The sequence below is a fragment of the Streptomyces sp. NPDC042364 genome (assembly GCF_056437585.1).
The window spans coordinates 166,567-184,624 of sequence record NZ_JBWKAJ010000009.1 but is presented as its reverse complement, the minus strand read 5'-3'; the positions used below and the strand labels follow the sequence as shown (position 1 = coordinate 184,624).

The 18,058-nt window shown below is 72.8% G+C and carries 15 protein-coding genes; 11 read left to right on the top strand and 4 right to left on the bottom strand.

From position 1 onward, the window contains the following. The first annotated feature begins 169 nt into the window (after positions 1-169). Both AC067N_RS20145 and thiD read left to right on the top strand, forming a co-directional pair. Entirely contained in the window at positions 170-1,135 is a 966-nt protein-coding gene (locus tag AC067N_RS20145) for a thiamine-phosphate kinase (protein ID WP_478680250.1), read from the top strand. Further along, a complete protein-coding gene (gene thiD / locus AC067N_RS20140; RefSeq protein ID WP_478680249.1) occupies positions 1,132-1,950 on the top strand; it encodes a bifunctional hydroxymethylpyrimidine kinase/phosphomethylpyrimidine kinase in 819 nt (272 codons plus the stop codon). The genes AC067N_RS20145 and thiD overlap by 4 nt, the downstream gene beginning before the upstream one ends. 602 nt (positions 1,951-2,552) lie before the next feature. On the opposite strand, the gene rpmB is transcribed toward thiD, so the two are convergent. Next, positions 2,553-2,738, bottom strand: a complete 186-nt coding sequence (gene rpmB / locus AC067N_RS20135) for a 50S ribosomal protein L28 (protein WP_003993230.1) — start codon at positions 2,736-2,738, stop codon at positions 2,553-2,555. Between the two features lie 296 nt (positions 2,739-3,034). On the opposite strand from rpmB, the gene AC067N_RS20130 reads away from it, so the two are divergent. Continuing rightward, positions 3,035-4,810 (top strand): DAK2 domain-containing protein, encoded by a 1,776-nt coding sequence (locus AC067N_RS20130; RefSeq protein WP_478680248.1) that lies wholly within the window; start codon positions 3,035-3,037, stop codon positions 4,808-4,810. Positions 4,811-5,010: 200 nt separating this feature from the next. On the opposite strand, the gene AC067N_RS20125 is transcribed toward AC067N_RS20130, so the two are convergent. Continuing rightward, the gene (locus tag AC067N_RS20125; protein WP_478680379.1) at positions 5,011-7,977 is read right to left on the bottom strand and encodes a tetratricopeptide repeat protein; all 2,967 of its coding nucleotides are present in this window, start codon (positions 7,975-7,977) and stop codon (positions 5,011-5,013) included. Between the two features lie 8 nt (positions 7,978-7,985). Continuing rightward, entirely contained in the window at positions 7,986-9,830 is a 1,845-nt protein-coding gene (locus AC067N_RS20120) for an HSP90 family protein (RefSeq protein WP_478680247.1), read from the bottom strand. Between the two features lie 201 nt (positions 9,831-10,031). On the opposite strand from AC067N_RS20120, the gene recG reads away from it, so the two are divergent. The 8 genes from recG (at position 10,032) to mutM (ending at position 17,632) form a co-directional block, all read left to right on the top strand. After that, positions 10,032-12,245, top strand: coding sequence for an ATP-dependent DNA helicase RecG (gene recG, locus AC067N_RS20115; protein ID WP_478680246.1), 2,214 nt, complete (start codon positions 10,032-10,034; stop codon positions 12,243-12,245). A 104-nt stretch (positions 12,246-12,349) separates the two neighbouring features. Continuing rightward, positions 12,350-12,937, top strand: coding sequence for a 16S rRNA (guanine(966)-N(2))-methyltransferase RsmD (gene rsmD / locus AC067N_RS20110; RefSeq protein ID WP_478680245.1), 588 nt, complete (start codon positions 12,350-12,352; stop codon positions 12,935-12,937). Between the two features lie 26 nt (positions 12,938-12,963). Next, positions 12,964-13,443, top strand: coding sequence for a pantetheine-phosphate adenylyltransferase (gene coaD / locus AC067N_RS20105; RefSeq protein ID WP_468082169.1), 480 nt, complete (start codon positions 12,964-12,966; stop codon positions 13,441-13,443). Positions 13,444-13,576: 133 nt separating this feature from the next. Beyond that, on the top strand, positions 13,577-14,680 hold the full coding sequence (locus tag AC067N_RS20100) for a cell division initiation protein (protein WP_478680378.1): 1,104 nt from the start codon (positions 13,577-13,579) through the stop codon (positions 14,678-14,680). A 149-nt stretch (positions 14,681-14,829) separates the two neighbouring features. Beyond that, positions 14,830-15,483: a YceD family protein gene (locus AC067N_RS20095; protein WP_478680244.1), complete on the top strand. Its 654-nt coding sequence runs from the start codon at positions 14,830-14,832 to the stop codon at positions 15,481-15,483. Positions 15,484-15,485: 2 nt separating this feature from the next. Beyond that, positions 15,486-15,659 (top strand): 50S ribosomal protein L32, encoded by a 174-nt coding sequence (rpmF, locus tag AC067N_RS20090; protein ID WP_003951102.1) that lies wholly within the window; start codon positions 15,486-15,488, stop codon positions 15,657-15,659. 19 nt (positions 15,660-15,678) lie between these two features. Next, positions 15,679-16,521 (top strand): ribonuclease III, encoded by an 843-nt coding sequence (gene rnc, locus AC067N_RS20085; protein ID WP_478680243.1) that lies wholly within the window; start codon positions 15,679-15,681, stop codon positions 16,519-16,521. Between the two features lie 250 nt (positions 16,522-16,771). After that, positions 16,772-17,632, top strand: coding sequence for a bifunctional DNA-formamidopyrimidine glycosylase/DNA-(apurinic or apyrimidinic site) lyase (mutM, locus tag AC067N_RS20080; RefSeq protein ID WP_478680242.1), 861 nt, complete (start codon positions 16,772-16,774; stop codon positions 17,630-17,632). Here the strand turns inward: mutM and AC067N_RS20075 are convergent. Beyond that, entirely contained in the window at positions 17,605-18,054 is a 450-nt protein-coding gene (locus AC067N_RS20075; RefSeq protein WP_478680241.1) for a winged helix-turn-helix transcriptional regulator, read from the bottom strand. The genes mutM and AC067N_RS20075 overlap by 28 nt on opposite strands. Positions 18,055-18,058 lie beyond the last annotated feature (4 nt).

Genomic DNA, 18,058 nt, shown 5'->3' with positions numbered 1-18,058 from the left:
GGTATCGCGTAGTCGCGCGCCACGGGGAGACCCGCACAGGCCGCGCCGCGCACTCCGGGGCGCGGGGAGCGCGGAAGTTGACCGTCGACTCGACCGTACCGAGGGCGAGGACCGCTCGCGACCGGGCGCGGGCGACACTGGAAGCGGCACAAGAAGGGGCGATACGACGATGAAGGGCACCGTGGGAGAGCTGGGGGAGTTCGGGCTCATCAGGGAGCTCACCTCCCGGCTCACCACCACCCCGGCGGTCCGGGTCGGCCCCGGCGACGACGCCGCCGTGGTGGCCGCGCCGGACCGCCGGGTCGTGGCGAGCACCGACCTCCTGCTGGAGGGGCGGCACTTCCGCCGCGACTGGTCCACGGCGTACGACGTCGGTCGCAAGGCGGCCGCGCAGAACCTCGCCGACATCGCCGCCATGGGCGCCGTGCCCACCGCGCTGCTCCTCGGCCTGGTCGCGCCCGTCGATCTCCCGGTGACCTGGGCGACGGAGCTGATGGACGGCCTGCGTGACGAGTGCCAGGTCGCCGGGGCGGCCGTCGTGGGCGGTGACGTCGTCCGCGGCGACACCATCATGATCTCCATCACCGCGCTCGGTGATCTGCGCAACCACGAGCCGGTGACCCGGGGCGGGGCCCAGCCCGGGGACGTCGTGGCCGTCACCGGCTGGCTCGGCTGGTCCGCCGCCGGGCACGCGGTCCTCTCCCGCGGCTTCCGCTCGCCGCGCGCCTTCGTGGAGGCCCACCGGCGCCCCGAGCCGCCGTACCACGCGGGCCCCGCCGCCGCCGATCTGGGTGCCACGGCGATGTGTGACGTGAGCGACGGGCTGATCGCGGACCTCGGGCACATCGCGGAGGCCAGCAACTGCCGGATCGACATCCGCTCCGGCGCGATCGACATCCCGTCCCAGATGAACGACATCGGGCAGGCCGTCGGCGTCGACCCCATCCAGTGGGTGCTCACCGGCGGTGAGGACCACGCGATCGTGGCGACCTTCCCGCCGGACGTGAAGCTGCCCGCCCGCTGGAAGGTGATCGGCGAGGTCCTCAACCCGTCGGTGCTGCCGCAGGTCACCGTCGACGGAGCGCCCTGGACCAACAAGGGCGGCTGGGACCACTTCGCGGACATAGAGTCATGACCGGTGCACGGAGCGCGCCGCCCACGGTGCTCACGGTCGCCGGCTCCGACTCCGGGGGCGGGGCCGGCATCCAGGCCGACCTCAAGACCATGCTGGCGCTCGGCGTGCACGGCATGAGCGTCGTCACGGCCGTCACCGCGCAGAACTCCCTCGGGGTGCAGGGCGCTTGGGAGCTTCCGGTGGAGGCCGTCCGCGCCCAGTACCGCAGCGTCGTCGACGACATCGGCGTCCGGGCCGTCAAGACCGGCATGCTCGCCTCCGCCGAACTCGTCGAGACGGTCGCCGAGTTGCTCGCCGCCACGGACGCGCCCGTGGTCGTCGACCCGGTCGGTGTCTCCAAGCACGGCGACCCGCTGCTCGCCGCGTCCGCCCTGGACTCCGTTCGCGAGCGGCTGCTGCCCACGGCGACCGTCGCCACTCCCAACCTCGACGAGGTCGCCCAACTCACCGGTGTACGCGTCGAGTCGGAAGCCGGGATGCGCGAGGCGGCCGAGGCCGTGCTGGCGTACGGGCCCCGCTGGGTGGTGATCAAGGGCGGGCATCTCTCGGGGGACGCCGTCGACCTGCTCACCGACGGTTCCGAGGAGCACTGGCTGCGGGCACCGAGGTACGACAACCGGCACACGCACGGCACGGGCTGCACCCTCGCCTCCGCGATCGCGTCACGGCTCGCGCAGGGGCTGGGCGTGCCGGAGGCCGTGGCAGCGGCCAAGGAGTACGTCACGGGGGCCATCGCCGCCGGGTTCGCGCTCGGCGGCGGTATCGGACCCGTGGACCACGGGTGGGCGCTCACGAGGGGTGCTCCGGCGGCCTGAAGTGCGTCGCCGGCCTCTCGGTGAGCCGCTGGATGAAGGACGCCTGGATGATTCATCGCGCACGGCGCGTACGACGGCGAGATGGTGGGGCGGCGCCGCGCGCGGTGCCCGGCCCCGGCCGGGGCTTCGCGCGTCACCCGGCCGAGCGCCCAGGTGGTCGGCCGGCCCTGCCACCGGAGGGCGTTGGCGGTTCAGGTGGGCGGCGCGGACCCGTACGTCCCGGTGGGCGGCGCGGACCCGTACAGCCCGCCGGTCAGGCGCCGGGCGGACCGTGCGGCCCCTGCCGGGGAGCGGCAGCGTCAGAGGGGCGCGGGGGTTGTGGGGCCGGGGGCCGCCAGGGGCCAGGGGGGGTGCCGTCGTCGCCGCGTGCTTCGAGGGGGCCGAGGATGCCGAAGGGCTTTCACCGGATTCCGGCAGGGGCACACGCGTGTGGACCCGCCTCTTGTCCGCGAGGCGTCCGGGAGAGGCGCGGCACGCACCCGCGGGCCCGTGGGAGGAGTGCGCGGGACCGGGGTCCGCGAGGGCACGGCAAAAAGCCGGCCCACCCATCGGTGGACCGGCTCTGTGCAGCGAACCAACAGTGGCCGCGCGCTAGCTGAGCGTCAGCGCGAGACCTTGCCGGCCTTGATGCACGAGGTGCAAGCGTTCACGCGCTTCGGCGTCCCGCCCACCACGGTACGCACACGCTGGATGTTCGGGTTCCAGCGGCGGGACGTACGGCGGTGCGAGTGCGAGATGTTGTTGCCGAAGCCCGGCCCCTTGCCGCAGACGTCGCAGTTGGCAGCCACGGGTCACTCCAAAGACTTCAGATGCACTTACGGTTGATCCCGGCATGCCGGGATCACGATCCCGAGACCGGGATCCGAGTGGCGTTGCCAGGGGGAAAGCCCGGCCTGGATCGGTGATCCGGATCGGGCAACCGGAGCAGCATACAACGACTGCGTCCGTACAACGAAACTACCATGGCTGGTCGGGGCCTCGCCCCGGCCCTCTTACCGGCGGTCATGGCTGCGGGTCTACGCTGCCTGCGGCGTGCGGCGTCCCCACCCCACGTCCAGCAGCCAAGCAGCTCAAGGAGGCGCAGGTGCCGCAGGTGCCGCAGACATTCTTCGATGCTCTCGCGGTGCGCACCTGGTGCGGGCTCGCGCTGGCCGCACTGGGGCGGGCGCGCGAGGAGATCGACGCGATCAACGTCTATCCGGTGGCCGACGGCGACACCGGGACGAACCTCTACCTGACGATGGAGTCGGCGGCGGCCGCCGTGGAGGCGGTGTTCACCGGCCACGAGACCGGGGCGGCGCCCCGCTCCGCGGGAGGGGCCGGAGGCGCTCCGGGCGGGACCGCCGCCAGGCACCCCACGCTCGCCGAGGCCGCGCGGGCCATGGCGCACGGGGCACTCATAGGTGCCCGGGGAAACTCGGGGACGATCCTCGCGCAGCTCCTGAGGGGAATGGCGCAGGTGCTCGCGGACGGCGGTGAGGCCGCCCACACCGACGGGCGGGGACTCCGTCTCGCCCTCCGGCACGCCGCGGACTCCGCACGCGAGGCGGTGGCGCATCCGGTGGAGGGCACCGTTCTCACGGTCGCCTCCGCGGCCGCAGACGCGGTGGCCGCCGCCGAGGGCGACTGCGGCATGGTGGCCCGCGCCGCCTACGAGGGCGCCGGCACGGCCCTCGCGGCGACCACCGGGCAACTGGCGGCGCTGGCCCGCGCGGGGGTCGTGGACGCGGGCGGGCGTGGACTGGTGGCGGTGCTGGCCGCGCTGGTGGAGACGTTCACGGGGGAGGCGCCGAGGACGCGGGTCACCGCGGCCGTCGGTTCGTCCGGCCTCCCGGCGGCGCACGCGCGCGTGACCGGCGCCGGTGCCGGCGCCCGGCCCGGTGCGCGGGACGCCGGGCCCGAGGCGTGCGCCGACGACCGGCCGGCCGCCGACGGGCCCGCCTTCGAGGTGATCTACCTCCTGGAGGCGGACGACGCGGCCGTGGCCCGGTTGCGCCGTCGCCTGGACGAACTGGGCGACTCGCTCGTCGTGGTCGGCGGGGACGGACTGTGGAACGTCCATGTGCACGTCGACGACGCCGGTGCCGCCGTGGAGGCTGGGGTCGAGGCCGGGCGGCCGTACCGGATCCGGATCACGCACTTCGGGGCCGAGGACGCGCACATGGCCGGTGCGGCCGGACGGCAGCCGCGCGAGCGGGCCCAGCGCGCCGTCGTGGCCGTCGTCCCGGGGGAGGGCCTGGCCGGGCTGTACGCCGAGGCCGGCGCGACCACGGTGCTGGCCCGCCCGGGCGAGCCGCCCGCAAGCGGGGAACTCGTGGAGGCCGTACGGCGCGCCCACGCGCGCGAGGTGGTGCTCCTGCCCAACGACGCGGAGCTGCGCCACACGGCGGCCGCGGCGGCGGAACAGGCCCGTGCCGAGGGTGTCCGGGTGGCCCTGATCCCCACCCGCTCGGCCGTCCAGGGCATCGCCGCCCTCGCCGTGCACGAGCCCGGACGCCGCTTCGACGAGGACGTCGTCTCCATGACCTCCGCGGCCGGCGCCACCCGCTACGCCGAGGTCGTCATCGCCGAGCGGCAGTCCTGGACCATGGCCGGCATCTGCCAGGCCGGCGACGTACTCGGTCTCATCGACGGCGATGTCGCCGTCATCGGCGACGACGTCACCGCGACCGCCGCCACGGTCGTCGACCGCATGCTCGCCGCCGGCGGCGAAATGGTCACCCTGGTCCTCGGAGACGACGCCCCCGCGGGCGTCGCCGACCATGTGGAGACCAGGCTGCGCGAGTCCCACCTGGGCGTGGACACGGTGGTCTACCGGGGCGGCCGCCAGGGAGCACTCCTGCTGATCGGCGTCGAGTAGCACGGACAGGGCGCAGCCCTGCCCCGTTCCCCGGGGCCGCGGAGCACCGGGCGCAGCTTGAAGACGCGGGCAACGGCCCGCCGACCACGCACGTCCCCGAGCCACCGGGCGCCCAACGGGGTCGAAGGGGCAGCGGCCCACGGGGACGGGACGGTCAGGGGCGGCGGGGGCGAGACCCAGGGGACCCGCCCCCACCCGGTCTAGCCGTCCCCCACGTTCCCCACCTCGCCCAAGCCCTCCACGAGCCCCAACAACCGCTCCGCCTCCGCTCGGCGCGCCACCGCCGTCTCGTCCTCCCGGCCGCCGTCGCCATGGGTATCACCGCCGTCGCCGTACGCGGCCAGCACACTCCGCGCCCGTCCCGCCGCGTCCGCCGCCCGCCGGAGGTCCGCCTCCAGCCACCCGGCCGCCAGCTCAGCGCCGGTCCGCGCGTCGAGGAAGCCGGCCCCGAGGGCGCCGTACACCGCCACGGCCCGCTCCACGAGGGCGAGCGCCTCCTCGAAGACCGCCCGGTACGAGGCGAGTTCGGCGTCCGCGGCGACGGACCGGGCGAGCAGGTCACCGAACTGCCGGTACGTCTCGCCGAGTTCGGCGTGGATCCGCAGCCGGTTCTCCTCGCCGGTCACGTCCGACAGGGCCGCCTCGCACCCGACCACCGCGTCGCCCATCAGCCCCCGGGCGGCGTCGAGCCCCGCGCCCTCCCGCGCCGCGTACCAGGCCCGCGCCCGCAGCGCCCGCACATACCCGTGGACGTTCCCGAGCTCTCCCCAGAGGTCGCCCGCGCGCTCGTACGCCCGGTCCGCCTCGGCGGGCAGCCCCGCGCGGGCGAGGGCCTCGGCGGCGAGGTGGGCGAGCACGGCATGGTCACGCTGTTCGGGCCAGTGCCGGGTGATGTCGGCGGCCCGCAGCCAGCGGTCGGCCGCCTCGCGGTGCTCGCCCATCTCGGTGTGGCAGTCGCCGAGCCACCACAGGGTCTGGGCGATGGCCCCGTCCCCGTGGATCTCGGCGGTCAGATCCAGGAGGGCCGACTCCAGTACCTCCGCGGCCTCCGCACATCGCCCCTGCCGCAGCAGGAACCCGCCGAGCAGATGCCGGGCCCAGGAGCCGAGCGTCCGGCTCTCACCGGCCTCGTCGGCCCAGTGCGCCGCCTCCAGCGCGTGCTCGGCGCCCGGCTCGACCCGGTCGGCGGCACCCAGGAGTTCGGCCAGCTGGACGTGGAGCTGGGCGTGACCCATCGGTTCCAGATCCGTACCGCCGTGCTCCAGCGCCGCGCGGGCCGCCCGCTCGGCCCGCTCCAGGTCCCCGAGCTGCTGCGCGATCCCGGCGAGCCGGGCCTCGTACTGCACCGCGAACCACGGCGCCCCGGCCGTCACATACCGCTCCGCGGCCTCCTCGAACAGGGCCGCGGCGGCCTCCGCGTCCCCGCCGCGCTCGGCCAGCTCCCCGAGCATGGCCCGCGCCTCCGCGGCCCGTGAGGCCAGCCGCACATCCTGCGCGCGGTGCGGTTCGACGAACTCCGCCAGCTCCCGCACGGCCGCCTCGGCGGCCGACACCGCGCTCTCGCCCTGGTCCGCCTCCTCCAGCCGCTGCATGAGTATCCGAGCCCGCCCCACCAGCACGGACGCCGTCTGCCGCAGGCCCGTGCCGCCACCGGCGTGGAGGGCGAGGGCCTTCTCGTACGGCTCGGAGAGCAGCTCCAGCGCTTCCTCGGTGTGGCCGTTCAGGGCGTGGACGGTCGCCGCACGCGCGCGTGCGGCCAGCGCCTCGCCCGGGTCACCGGCCTCCTCGTACAGCTCGGCCGCGTGCTCGAACAGGGTGCGCCCCTCGGGCCCGAGGCCGATCGCCCGGTGGTCGACGATCTCCGCCCGGTCGTGGGCCTCCAGCTCCGCGCCGTCCGCCTCGGCGGCACGCGCCACGGCGGCCCAGGCGCCCACGGAGTCCGGGTGCAGGGACTCGGACAGCCGCCGCGCCTCGGCGAGGAGCGCGGGCAGGTCGTCCGGCGCCGGAGCCGGCTCCGTCCGCTCCACGGCGGGGGGCTGCCGGGGCGCCGGGACCGGCACCGTGCGCGTCGAGCGCACGCCCAGCGGCAGCCGGTCCACCAGCGGCGGCCGGTCCATGCGCTCCCGGACCTGCGTGCTGACGTACGCCGTGCCGTTGCGCTCGTCGAACCGGGCGGCCAGGGAAAGCGCCTCGGCGCGCGCGTGGCAGGCCAGTTCGCCGGCGGTCCAGGTACGGCCGGCGGGGCCCGGGACCGTCTGGTCGGCCAACCCGCGGGCGACCAGACGGTCCATGAGGAGGGCAACCACGGCCAGGAAGTCCAGTCCGCTGCGCGGGTCCCCGGAGTCCGTGAAGTACGCCGGACGCTCGGCCAGCAGCTCCAGGCCGCGCGCCTCGTTGCCGGTCAGGGCGCAGAACTCCACGTGGTCCGCGTACGCGCCCCGCATGCTCTCCATGGCCCGCACCAGCCGGAAGCCGCGCAGATGGTGGGCGCGCGCCTCGTCCGGGCGGCCCAGCCGCAGCAGCGGCAGCAGGGACGACGCCAGGACGGTGTGCGGTTCATGGGCGCAGGTGTACTCGCCCTCCAGCACCGGCGCCCACAGCCGCAGCGCCTCGGCGTCCCGCCGCTGCCGCGCCTGCCACCAGCCCTGGCCGTGCAGCTCGCACGCGTGGCAGTCCGCCATGCTGTCCCGGTCGGCGGCCAGCCACGCCTCGTACGCGCGCTCGGCCCGCGCCAGGTCACCGATGTGCGCGGCCACACTGAACTCGGCGCTGCGCACGGCCCGTTCCGAGTGCCCGGCGAGCCGGTAGCGGTGCTCCATCTCGCCGAGCCACTTCTCGATGGAGGCGAGCGGCACATGCGGCTGGTTGAGCATGCCGGCCGACATCCACTTGAACACCCAGTGCAGTGAGTGGACCTCGTACTCGTCGAAGTCCTCGGGGCGTTCGTCCCACATGCGCAGCAGGCGCGCGAACGGGACGAACATCTTGTCCTTCTCGGAGCTGTAGTTGTAGACCTTCAGCTGGTGTCCGAGCGCCTCGATCACGGCGAGCGGGATGTTCAGCCTCTCGGCCTCGGAGAGCAGCCGCTCCGCGCGCGCGTTGCGGGCGGGGCCCTCCGGCTGCTCGTAGTTCTCCGCCATGGCCCGGCGCAGTTCGTCGAAGTCCATGACGTCCCTCACGGTCGGCCGCCCTCCCCGGACCCGGTCTCACTGTGCGTGGCCCACTCGAGGAGGCCTATGAACGCGCGGTTCAGGAGAGCCGAGTCCGCCGGCCTGAGCGGCCGCTGCGCCATCAGCAGGGCCTGCCCGTACAGGGACTCGGTGGCGGTCCCGATCAGCTCGGGATCGTGCAGGGAACCGATTCGCCGGATGAGTGGATTGAGATGGTTGAGGACCAGCCGCGCGCGCGGGGCACTGCCGCGCAGCGAGCCGAGGATGCCCGCCCACAGGTCGTCGGCCTGCTCCTCGGCCTCCGCGCGGGCCTGCTCGTGCCGTGAGGAACGGTCGTCCAGGTGCAGCGCGGGCACCGACAGCGGATGGAACGCCCGCAGCACGACATCACATCCCAGCGGGTCGAGCTTCGCCCGCGCGGCCGACAGGAAGCCCGCCAGCGCCAGCTCCTCGTCCGGGTCGGGCGCGTCCAGATGCGCGGTCACCGTGTCGGCGTCCAGCTCGGCGACGACCGTGCCCGGCCGCACCGACGGCAGCGCCTCTACCAGTTCGCTGTCGTACGTGTAGCCGCCGTTGATCACCCCGACGCCCTGCGCGGAGGCGATCGGCGCGACCTGGCGGTACTCCTCCACCGTCCGCGTGAAGTGCACCACCGGGTGCCGCTGCGCGAACTCCTCCAGGGACAGCCGCCCGTCGGTCGTCTCGAAGGGCAGCCACGGCAGCATCGTGCGCAGCATCTCCTTGTCGTGCCGCGCCAGGGACTTCACCCCCAGGTAGTGCACCGACAGGAAGGCCGCGAGCCGCTCCGGATCGCCCGCGGCGAGACCGGTGAGCCAACCGCGTATCCGGTCGCCCAGCGCCTCCCGCACGGCCGCGAGGGTCTCGTCCTCGTACAGCGACTCGCGCGACGCCGTGGGCCGCAGACTGTCCGTGTCCAGCACACAGCGCACGAAGAACGCCCACTCCGGCAGCAGCTGTTCGGCCCGCTCGGTGAGCAGCATGCCCTTCAGGTGCACCCGGTGGCCCGCCCGCTGTGCCGGACTGACCGCGGACGGCAGCACGTACGCCACGCCCCTGATCCCGGCCAGCGGCACGTCCAGTTCTATCGCGTCCAGCGGGGTGAACCCGAACAGGTCGTGGCAGTGCCGCGCGAGGGCCACCCGCCGGGTGGCGGGGGAGGGGTACGGGCGGTCCCAGGGCGCCGGCAGGTCCGTGACCGCCTCCTCGCCCACCCGGACGTCGTACGGCAGCAGCGAGCCGAAGTCCCGCGCCAGCGACAGCACGCGCGCGTGCGAGAGCCAGTCCGCGGCCCCCGGCCGCGCGACCAGATGCACGGTCGTCCCCGGTTCGGGGCGCGCCTCGTCCGGCAGTGTCCGCACGGTGTACGAGCCGTCGTCGGTCGCCGTCCACTCCACGGGCGGCGCGCCGGGAGTACGGGCACTGCGGCTGACGACCCGGATGCGCTCGGCGACCACGAAGCAGGCCAGCAACCCGATGCCGAACTGCCCGAGGAAGTCCGAGCGGACCTCCTGCAGCCCGTCCGCCCGCTTGGAGCTGCGGCCGATCGTGGCGAGGAGGCTGTGCACGTCGGACTCGGTGAGCCCCACGCCGGAGTCCTCCACCCGCAGCGCGCCGCCCTCCGCGAACAGCCGCACCCGGGCGGGCGCGTCGGGCTCCTCGGCCCGCCGCGCGGTGATCGCGTCCACCGCGTTCTGCAGCAGCTCGCGCAGGTAGACCTTCGGACTGGAATAGAGGTGGTGCGAGAGCAGATCCACCAGGCCACGCAGATCGACCTGGAACGTATGAGGTGACTGTGGAGTCTGGGATGCCTGGGATGACTGTGAGGTCATTGAGTCCATCGTCGCAGCGCCGGTGGGGTGGGGGTCGGGCGACGGCGCGGGGTAGGGCGGTCCCGCGAGACGGTGACCGCGGACGGGAGGCGGCACGGGCCTTCGCTACAGGCCCGGGAGTGCGCCATCCTAGGCGCGAACGACCCGCCTGACCAGCGGATTTCAAGCACGTATACGGGATTGTCAGTGCCGTGGTGTGCAATGGATCCCGTGCCCGCGCTCGAAGAACCGCTCAAGAACACGCTCGGCGCCGCCACCGCGAGGGTGATGGCCGAGCACCTCGGCCTGCACACCGTCGGAGACCTGCTGCACCACTATCCCCGCAGGTACGAGGAGCGCGGGCAGCTCACCCACCTCGCCGACCTCCCCATGGACGAGCACGTCACGGTGGTCGCCCAGGTCGCCGACGCCCGCCTGCACAGCTTCGCCTCCGCCAAGGCCCCCCGGGGCAAGGGCCAGCGCCTCGAAGTCACCATCACCGACGGCAGCGGCCGCCTCCAGCTCGTCTTCTTCGGCAACGGCGTGCACAAGCCCCACAAGGAGCTCCTCCCCGGCACCCGCGCGCTCTTCGCCGGCAAGGTCTCCGTCTTCAACCGCCGCCTCCAGCTGGCCCATCCCGCATACGAGCTGCTGCGCGGCGAAGACGTGTCGGAGACGGTCGACAGCTGGGCCGGCGCCCTCATCCCGATCTACCCGGCCACCGCCAAGCTGGAGTCCTGGAAGATCGCCAAGGCGGTGCAGACGGTCCTGCCGAGCGCCCGGGAGGCCGTCGACCCCCTCCCCGACTCCCTGCGCGCGGGCCGGGGCCTGGTCTCCCTCCCCGAGGCCCTCCTGAAGATCCACCGCCCCCACACCAAGGCGGACGTCGAGGGCGCCCGGGACCGCCTCAAGTGGGACGAGGCCTTCGTCCTCCAGGTCGCCCTCGCCCGCCGCCGGCACGCCGACGCCCAACTCCCCGCCGTCGCCCGCCGCCCCACCCCTGACGGCCTCCTCACCGCCTTCGACGCCCGCCTCCCGTTCACCCTCACCGAGGGCCAGCGGAAGGTCTCCAGGGAGATCTTCGACGACCTCGCCACCGAACACCCGATGCACCGCCTGCTCCAGGGCGAAGTGGGCTCGGGCAAGACACTGGTGGCCCTGCGCGCCATGCTCGCCGTGGTCGACTCCGGTGGCCAGGCGGCCATGCTCGCGCCGACCGAGGTGCTCGCCCAGCAGCACCACCGGTCGGTGACGGAGATGATGGGCGAGCTGGCCGAGGGCGGCATGCTGGGCGGCGCCGAGCACGCCACCAAGGTGGTGCTGCTCACCGGCTCGATGGGCGCGGCCGCCCGCCGTCAGGCGCTGCTCGACCTGGTCACCGGCGAGGCCGGCATCGTCATCGGCACGCACGCGCTGATCGAGGACAAGGTGCAGTTCCACGACCTGGGCCTGGTCGTCGTCGACGAACAGCACCGCTTCGGCGTGGAGCAGCGCGACGCCCTGCGGGGCAAGGGCAAGCAGCCGCCGCACCTCCTCGTCATGACCGCCACCCCCATCCCGCGCACGGTCGCCATGACCGTCTTCGGCGACCTGGAGACCTCGGTCCTCGACCAACTCCCCGCGGGCCGCTCGCCGATCGCCAGCCATGTCGTCCCCGCCGCCGACAAACCCCACTTCCTCGCCCGCGCCTGGGAGCGGGTCCGCGAGGAGGTGGAGAACGGCCACCAGGCGTACGTCGTCTGCCCCCGCATCGGCGACGACATCGACGAACAGACCGGCCCCGGAAAGAACAAGAAATCCCCGGAGGACGAGGCCGAGAAGCGCCCGCCGCTCGCCGTCCTCGACATCGCCGACCAGCTCACCCAGGGCCCTCTGCGCGGCCTCCGGGTCGAGGTCCTGCACGGCCGTATGCACCCGGACGACAAGGACGCGGTGATGCGCCGCTTCGCCGCCGGCGAGACCAAGGTCCTGGTGGCTACCACGGTCATCGAGGTCGGCGTCAACGTCCCGAACGCCACGGCGATGGTCATCATGGACGCCGACCGCTTCGGCGTCTCCCAGCTCCACCAGCTCCGCGGCCGCGTCGGCCGGGGTTCCGCGCCCGGCCTCTGCCTCCTCGTCACGGAGATGCCCGAGGCCAGCCCCGCCCGCCGGCGCCTGGGCGCCGTCGCCTCCACCCTCGACGGCTTCGAACTCTCCCGCATCGACCTCGAACAGCGCCGCGAGGGCGACGTCCTCGGCCAGGCCCAGTCCGGCGCCCGCACCAGCCTGCGCATGCTCACCGTGATCGACGACGAGGAGATCATCGCGGAGGCGAGGGAGGAAGCGGCGTCGGTGGTCGCCGCCGACCCGGAGCTGGAATCCTTCCCGGGCCTGAGAACGGCTTTGGACGCCCTGCTGGACGAGGAGAGGGAGCAGTACCTGGACAAGGGCTGACCGTCACCACGGTCCGCGGCGGTCGAACGGACACGAGGCACCCTCCTCCCGCGCCTGCCAGACTGAACCGTGAAGCCGCCCATGACCACCAAGAAGGACCCAAGATGACCCGCGTGATCGCCGGCGCAGCCGGCGGACGCCGCCTGGCCGTCCCGCCGGGGAACGGCACCCGCCCCACCTCCGATCGCGCACGCGAGGGCCTCTTCTCCACCTGGCAGGCCCTCCTCGGCGGCCCCCTCGACGGGGAACGCGTCCTCGACCTCTACGCCGGCTCCGGAGCCGTGGGCCTGGAGGCCCTGTCCCGCGGCGCCGCCCACACCCTCCTCGTCGAGGCCGACGCCCGCGCCGCCCGGACGGTCCGCGACAACGTCAGGACGCTCGGCCTCCCCGGCGCCGAGGTGAGGTCGGGCAAAGCGGAGCAGATCGCCCAGGGCCCGGCCCCCGACAAGCCGTACGACATCGTCTTCCTCGACCCCCCGTACGCCGTCCCGGACGACGATCTTCGGGAGATTCTGCTCACACTCCGCACCGGAGGCTGGCTCGCCGAGGAAGCCCTCGTCACCGTGGAGCGCAGCACCAGAGGCGGTGAATTCGCCTGGCCGACCGGTTTCGAAGCGCTCCGGGCCCGTCGTTACGGCGAGGGAACGTTTTGGTACGGTCGCGCCGCCTCTACGTGCGAAGACGCACGATGACCGGACCGGAGAGCGAGGGATCCCAAGTGCGCCGCGCCGTCTGTCCCGGGTCGTTCGACCCCATCACCAATGGACACCTCGACATCATTGGCCGCGCCTCCAAGCTGTACGACGAGGTCTATGTCGCGGTGATGATCAACAAGTCGAAGAAGGGCCTGTTCGAGGTGGAGGAGCGGATCGACCTGATCCGCCAGGTCACCGCCGAGTACGCCAACGTCCGCGTCGAGGCCTTCCACGGTCTCCTCGTCGACTTCTGCAAGCAGCGCGACATCCCCGCCATCGTCAAGGGCCTGCGAGCCGTCAGCGACTTCGACTACGAGCTGCAGATGGCGCAGATGAACATCGGCCTCTCGGGCGTGGAAACCCTCTTCGTGCCCACCAACCCGACCTACAGCTTCCTGTCGTCGTCCCTGGTCAAGGAGGTGGCCACCTGGGGCGGCGACGTCTCCCACCTGGTGCCCCCCGTCGTCCTCGAAGCCCTGGCCGAACGCCTGCGCCGCGACTGAGGGCCCGCCGCGGAGGGGGGACCGGGCCCGGTCCCTACCACCCGGTGTCCGACGGTCGTCCACTGGCCGTACAGTCGACCCGACCGTCTCCAACACAGCTGTAGAGAGTGGCGAGCACACGGTGGACCACACGGTGGACGTGCAGAAGAAGCTCGACGAGATCGTCTCGGTGGTCTCCGGCGCCCGATCCATGCCCATGTCGGCCTCGTGCGTGGTCAACCGCGCCGAACTGCTCTCGCTGCTCGAAGAGGTGCGCGCGGCCCTGCCCGACTCCCTCGCCCAGGCGCAGGAGTTGATCGGGGACCGCGACCACATGGTCGAGCGGGCCCGCCAGGAGGCCGAGCGGATCATCGAGTCGGCCCACGCCGAGCGCGGCTCACTGATCTCCGACACCGAGGTCGCCCGCCGTTCCCGGAACGAGGCCGACCGCATCCTCGCCGAGGCCCGCCAGGAGGCCGAGGACATCCGCGCCGAGGCCGACGACTACGTCGACTCCAAGCTCGCCAACTTCGAGGTCGTCCTCACCAAGACCCTCGGTTCGGTGGGTCGCGGCCGCGAGAAGCTCCTCGGCACCGGCCCGGGCATCGGCGAGCAGGGCTACGTGGACCCCGAGGAAGACGACGCCCCCGAGCGCAGCCACGACCCCGAGACCCTCCGCCGCGACGCGGACGCCTATGTGGACGCCAAGCTCGGCGCCTTCGAGGCGGTCCTCGCCAAGACCCTGGAGGCCGTCGGCCGCGGCCGCCAGAAGCTGCACGGCCGGATCGCCACCGACGACCTCGGCGCCCTCGCCCTGAACGACGACGGCACCTCCCCGACGCCCACCAGCGACGCGGACTACCTGGCCGAGCTGGCCGCCCTCTCGCAGACCCCCGCCGACCCGTCCCGCGCGGTCCCGGACCAGTCGTCGTACGTCCCGCAGCAGGACTCCTACGGGGCGACGGCCTACCAGCAGGACCAGTACGGCGGCTACCAGCAGCAGTACGCCCAGCCCCAGCAGGCGGCGGACCCCTACGGCTACCAGCAGGCCGACCCGTACGCCGTGGGCTATCCACAGCAGCCCTCGTACGACCCGAACCAGCAGCACTTCGACCAGCAGCTGGATCAGCAACACCAGGACCAGCAGGGGCACCAGGGGTACGCGCAGTCCCCGGCGAACGCCCTCGACGAGACCAGTCTCTTCGACACCACCATGATCACCGCGGAGCAGTTGCGCCGCTACGAGCAGGGCCGCTGACAGCGGATTGGGCCGATAGCGAAAGGTCCAGTATCCTGGCTCTTCGGTCGCGCGTGCGTTCATGCTGTCTGGCGGAAGACGCCCGCGACCGTGCGCTGCCCGGAACACCGGGGCGGCGCCTCCCCCGGATTCGAAGATCGAAAGTTGACATGGCTCTGAACGCCCGTCTCGACCACCGCAACCCCCTCGTGTTCGACACGCACGAGCTGGGCCGGCGGCCGGGTGCGATGCAGCGCCTGACGCGTTCGGTCGACGCTCCCAAGGACCTGGGGATCAAGAGCGTCATCGGAGTGCCGGAAGGCGCCCCGCTGGAGCTCGAACTCCGCCTGGAGTCGGTCATGGAAGGGGTGCTCGTCACAGGCACCGCCCGTGCCAAGGCCCAGGGGGAGTGCGTAAGGTGTCTGGAGCCGCTGGAGCTTGAGCTCGAAGCGGACTTCCAGGAGATGTTCTCGTACCCCGACGCCGACGAGCGGGGCCGCGTGATCGCGGAGCCCGACACCGACGCCGAGGACGACGAGGACAGGCTCTTCCTCGAGGACGGCCTGTTCGACCTCGAGCCCGTGCTGCGTGACGCGGTGGTGCTCGCACTGCCGATGCAGCCGGTGTGCCAGGACGACTGCCCCGGCCTGTGCTCCGAATGCGGAGCCCGGCTCGCGGACGACCCGGACCACCACCATGACGCCGTCGACATCCGTTGGGCGGCACTGCAGGGACTCGCCGGTTCACTCGAAGATGGCGAGAAGGACGAGATGAGCGGCGGCGCGCCTCAGTCAGCACGCGCCGACGAGAAGCAGGAGAAGTAGCCGTGGCTGTTCCGAAGCGGAAGATGTCGCGCAGCAACACGCGCCACCGCCGGTCGCAGTGGAAGGCTGCGGTCCCCACCCTGGTTGCGTGCGAGCGCTGCCACGAGCCCAAGCAGCAGCACATCGCGTGCCCGTCTTGCGGCACCTACAACAAGCGCCAGGTCCTCGAGGTCTGAGCGGCTGGTGAGAGGCTCCATGTCTGACGCCAAGGCGGAGACCAACGCCAAGAAAAAGGCGGACACCACAGCCTCGTCCCACACGCTTCTGGAAGGGCGGCTCGGCTACAAGCTCGAGTCCGCCCTTCTGGTGCGCGCACTCACCCACCGTTCGTACGCGTACGAGAACGGCGGTCTGCCCACCAACGAGCGCCTGGAGTTCCTCGGGGACTCCGTCCTCGGCCTCGTGGTCACGGACACGCTGTACCGCACCCACCCCGACCTGCCCGAAGGCCAGCTGGCCAAGCTGCGGGCCGCGGTGGTCAACTCTCGTGCGCTGGCGGAGGTGGGCCGTGGGCTCGACCTCGGCTCCTTCATCCGGCTCGGCCGCGGTGAAGAGGGCACAGGCGGCCGGGACAAGGCGTCCATCCTCGCCGACACCCTCGAAGCGGTGATCGGTGCGGTCTATCTCGACCAGGGACTGGACTCGGCGGCGGAGCTGGTGCACCGCCTGTTCGACCCGCTGATCGAGAAGTCCTCGAACCTCGGTGCCGGCCTGGACTGGAAGACCAGTCTCCAGGAACTCACCGCGACGGAAGGGCTCGGCGTACCCGAGTACCTGGTCACGGAGACCGGTCCCGACCACGAGAAGACCTTCACCGCTGCCGCCCGCGTCGGAGGCGTCTCGTACGGCACCGGCACCGGCCGCAGCAAGAAGGAAGCGGAGCAGCAGGCGGCCGAGTCCGCCTGGCGTGCGATCCGCGCCGCGGCGGACGAGCGGGCGAAGGCCGCTGCGGAGGCCACGGAGGCCGCGGAGGCCGCGGAAGCCGCCGCGCGGGCCGCCGAGCCCGAGGGCGCGCCCTCGGACGCCGCGTCGGCCTGACTGTTCGGTCCCCCTCCTTCGGGGGCTGCCGCCCCCGTACCCCCGCCGGGGTGAGGGGGCGGCTTCCGTACGCCGTCGTGTGCGGGCCGTCCTCGGGCTGGTCGCGCAGTTCCCCCACGCCCCTGAGAAGCCGGGGGTCACCCGGTGGTTCTCGGGGGCTGGGGGAACTGCGCGAGCAACCACAACGCCCCACAGCCGCCCCACAAGATCACCCACCCCCCACCCCCTCGGCGAACCTCCGGAGGACCCCGTGCCAGAACTGCCCGAGGTCGAGGTCGTCCGGCGGGGCCTCCAGCGGTGGGTCGCCCACCGGACCGTCGCCGACGTCGAGGTGCTGCACCCGCGGGCGATCCGGCGCCATCTGGCCGGTCCCGAGGACTTCGCGCACCGGCTCAAGGGACACCGCATCGGTGAGCCGAGCCGGCGCGGCAAGTATCTGTGGCTGCCCGTGGCCGACACCGGTACCGCCGTCCTCGCCCACCTCGGGATGAGCGGCCAGCTCCTCGTGCAACCCCACGACGCGGCCGACGAGAAGCACCTCAGGATCCGGGTCCGCTTCGCGGACGACCTGGGCACCGAACTCCGCTTCGTGGACCAACGCACCTTCGGCGGCCTGTCGTTGCACGACACGACCCCCGACGGCCTGCCGGACGTCATCGCGCACATCGCCCGTGATCCCCTGGACCCACTCTTCGACGCCGAGGCGTTCCACCAGGCGCTGCGCCGGAAGCGTACGACCATCAAACGGGCCCTGCTCGACCAGTCCTTGATCAGTGGAGTCGGCAACATCTACGCGGACGAGGCGCTGTGGCGCGCGCGGATCCACTACGAGCGCCCGACCGCCGGTTTCACCCGACCCCGCACCACCGAACTCCTCGGCCACGTACGGGACGTGATGAACGCGGCCCTGGCGGTGGGCGGCACGAGCTTCGACAGCCTCTACGTCAACGTCAACGGAGAGTCGGGTTACTTCGACCGCTCCCTGGACGCGTACGGGCGTGAGGGGCTGCCCTGCCGCCGCTGCGGTACACCGATGCGACGGCGTCCCTGGATGAACCGGTCCAGCTACTTCTGCCCGACGTGTCAGCGGGCCCCGCGGGTCTCGTCGTAGCGCGCCCGGGCCCGCAGCACGTCCTCCATGCGCTCCTCCACGCAGACGATGAGGGAGAGCAGCCGTTCGGAGACCGCTTGGCCGAGCGGAGTGAGGGTGTAGTCCACGCGGGGAGGATTGGTGGGCTGGGCCTCGCGGTGGACCAGCCCGTCGCGCTCCAGCGCGTGCAGGGTCTGGGAGAGCATCTTCTCGCTGACACCGTCGACGCGCCGCCGCAGCTCGTTGAAGCGCAGGGAGCCCTCGTGCAGCGCGCCAAGCGTGAGCGCGCCCCAGCGGCCGGTGACATGCTCCAGGGTGCCCCGTGAGGGACAGTTCCTGGCGAACACGTCGAAAGCCAGGTCGTCGAAGTCACCGCCGTCCCGGCCGCCCGCATCCGCGGAGGCCTGCGCGGGCGTCACGGCGGTCTGCGCGGCTGATTCCATACGC

Excerpts from the sequence above, each read along its gene's own strand:
- thiD (WP_478680249.1), top strand. The coding sequence starts at position 1,132 with ATGACCGGTGCACGGAGCGCGCCGCCCACGGTGCTCACGGTCGCCGGC.
- AC067N_RS20075 (WP_478680241.1), bottom strand. The coding sequence starts at position 18,054 with ATGGAATCAGCCGCGCAGACCGCCGTGACGCCCGCGCAGGCCTCCGCG.
- AC067N_RS20095 (WP_478680244.1), top strand. The coding sequence starts at position 14,830 with ATGGCTCTGAACGCCCGTCTCGACCACCGCAACCCCCTCGTGTTCGAC.
- AC067N_RS20145 (WP_478680250.1), top strand. The coding sequence starts at position 170 with ATGAAGGGCACCGTGGGAGAGCTGGGGGAGTTCGGGCTCATCAGGGAG.
- AC067N_RS20125 (WP_478680379.1), bottom strand. The coding sequence starts at position 7,977 with ATGGACTTCGACGAACTGCGCCGGGCCATGGCGGAGAACTACGAGCAG.
- rsmD (WP_478680245.1), top strand. The coding sequence starts at position 12,350 with ATGACCCGCGTGATCGCCGGCGCAGCCGGCGGACGCCGCCTGGCCGTC.
- recG (WP_478680246.1), top strand. The coding sequence starts at position 10,032 with ATGGATCCCGTGCCCGCGCTCGAAGAACCGCTCAAGAACACGCTCGGC.
- rnc (WP_478680243.1), top strand. The coding sequence starts at position 15,679 with ATGTCTGACGCCAAGGCGGAGACCAACGCCAAGAAAAAGGCGGACACC.
- AC067N_RS20120 (WP_478680247.1), bottom strand. The coding sequence starts at position 9,830 with ATGACCTCACAGTCATCCCAGGCATCCCAGACTCCACAGTCACCTCAT.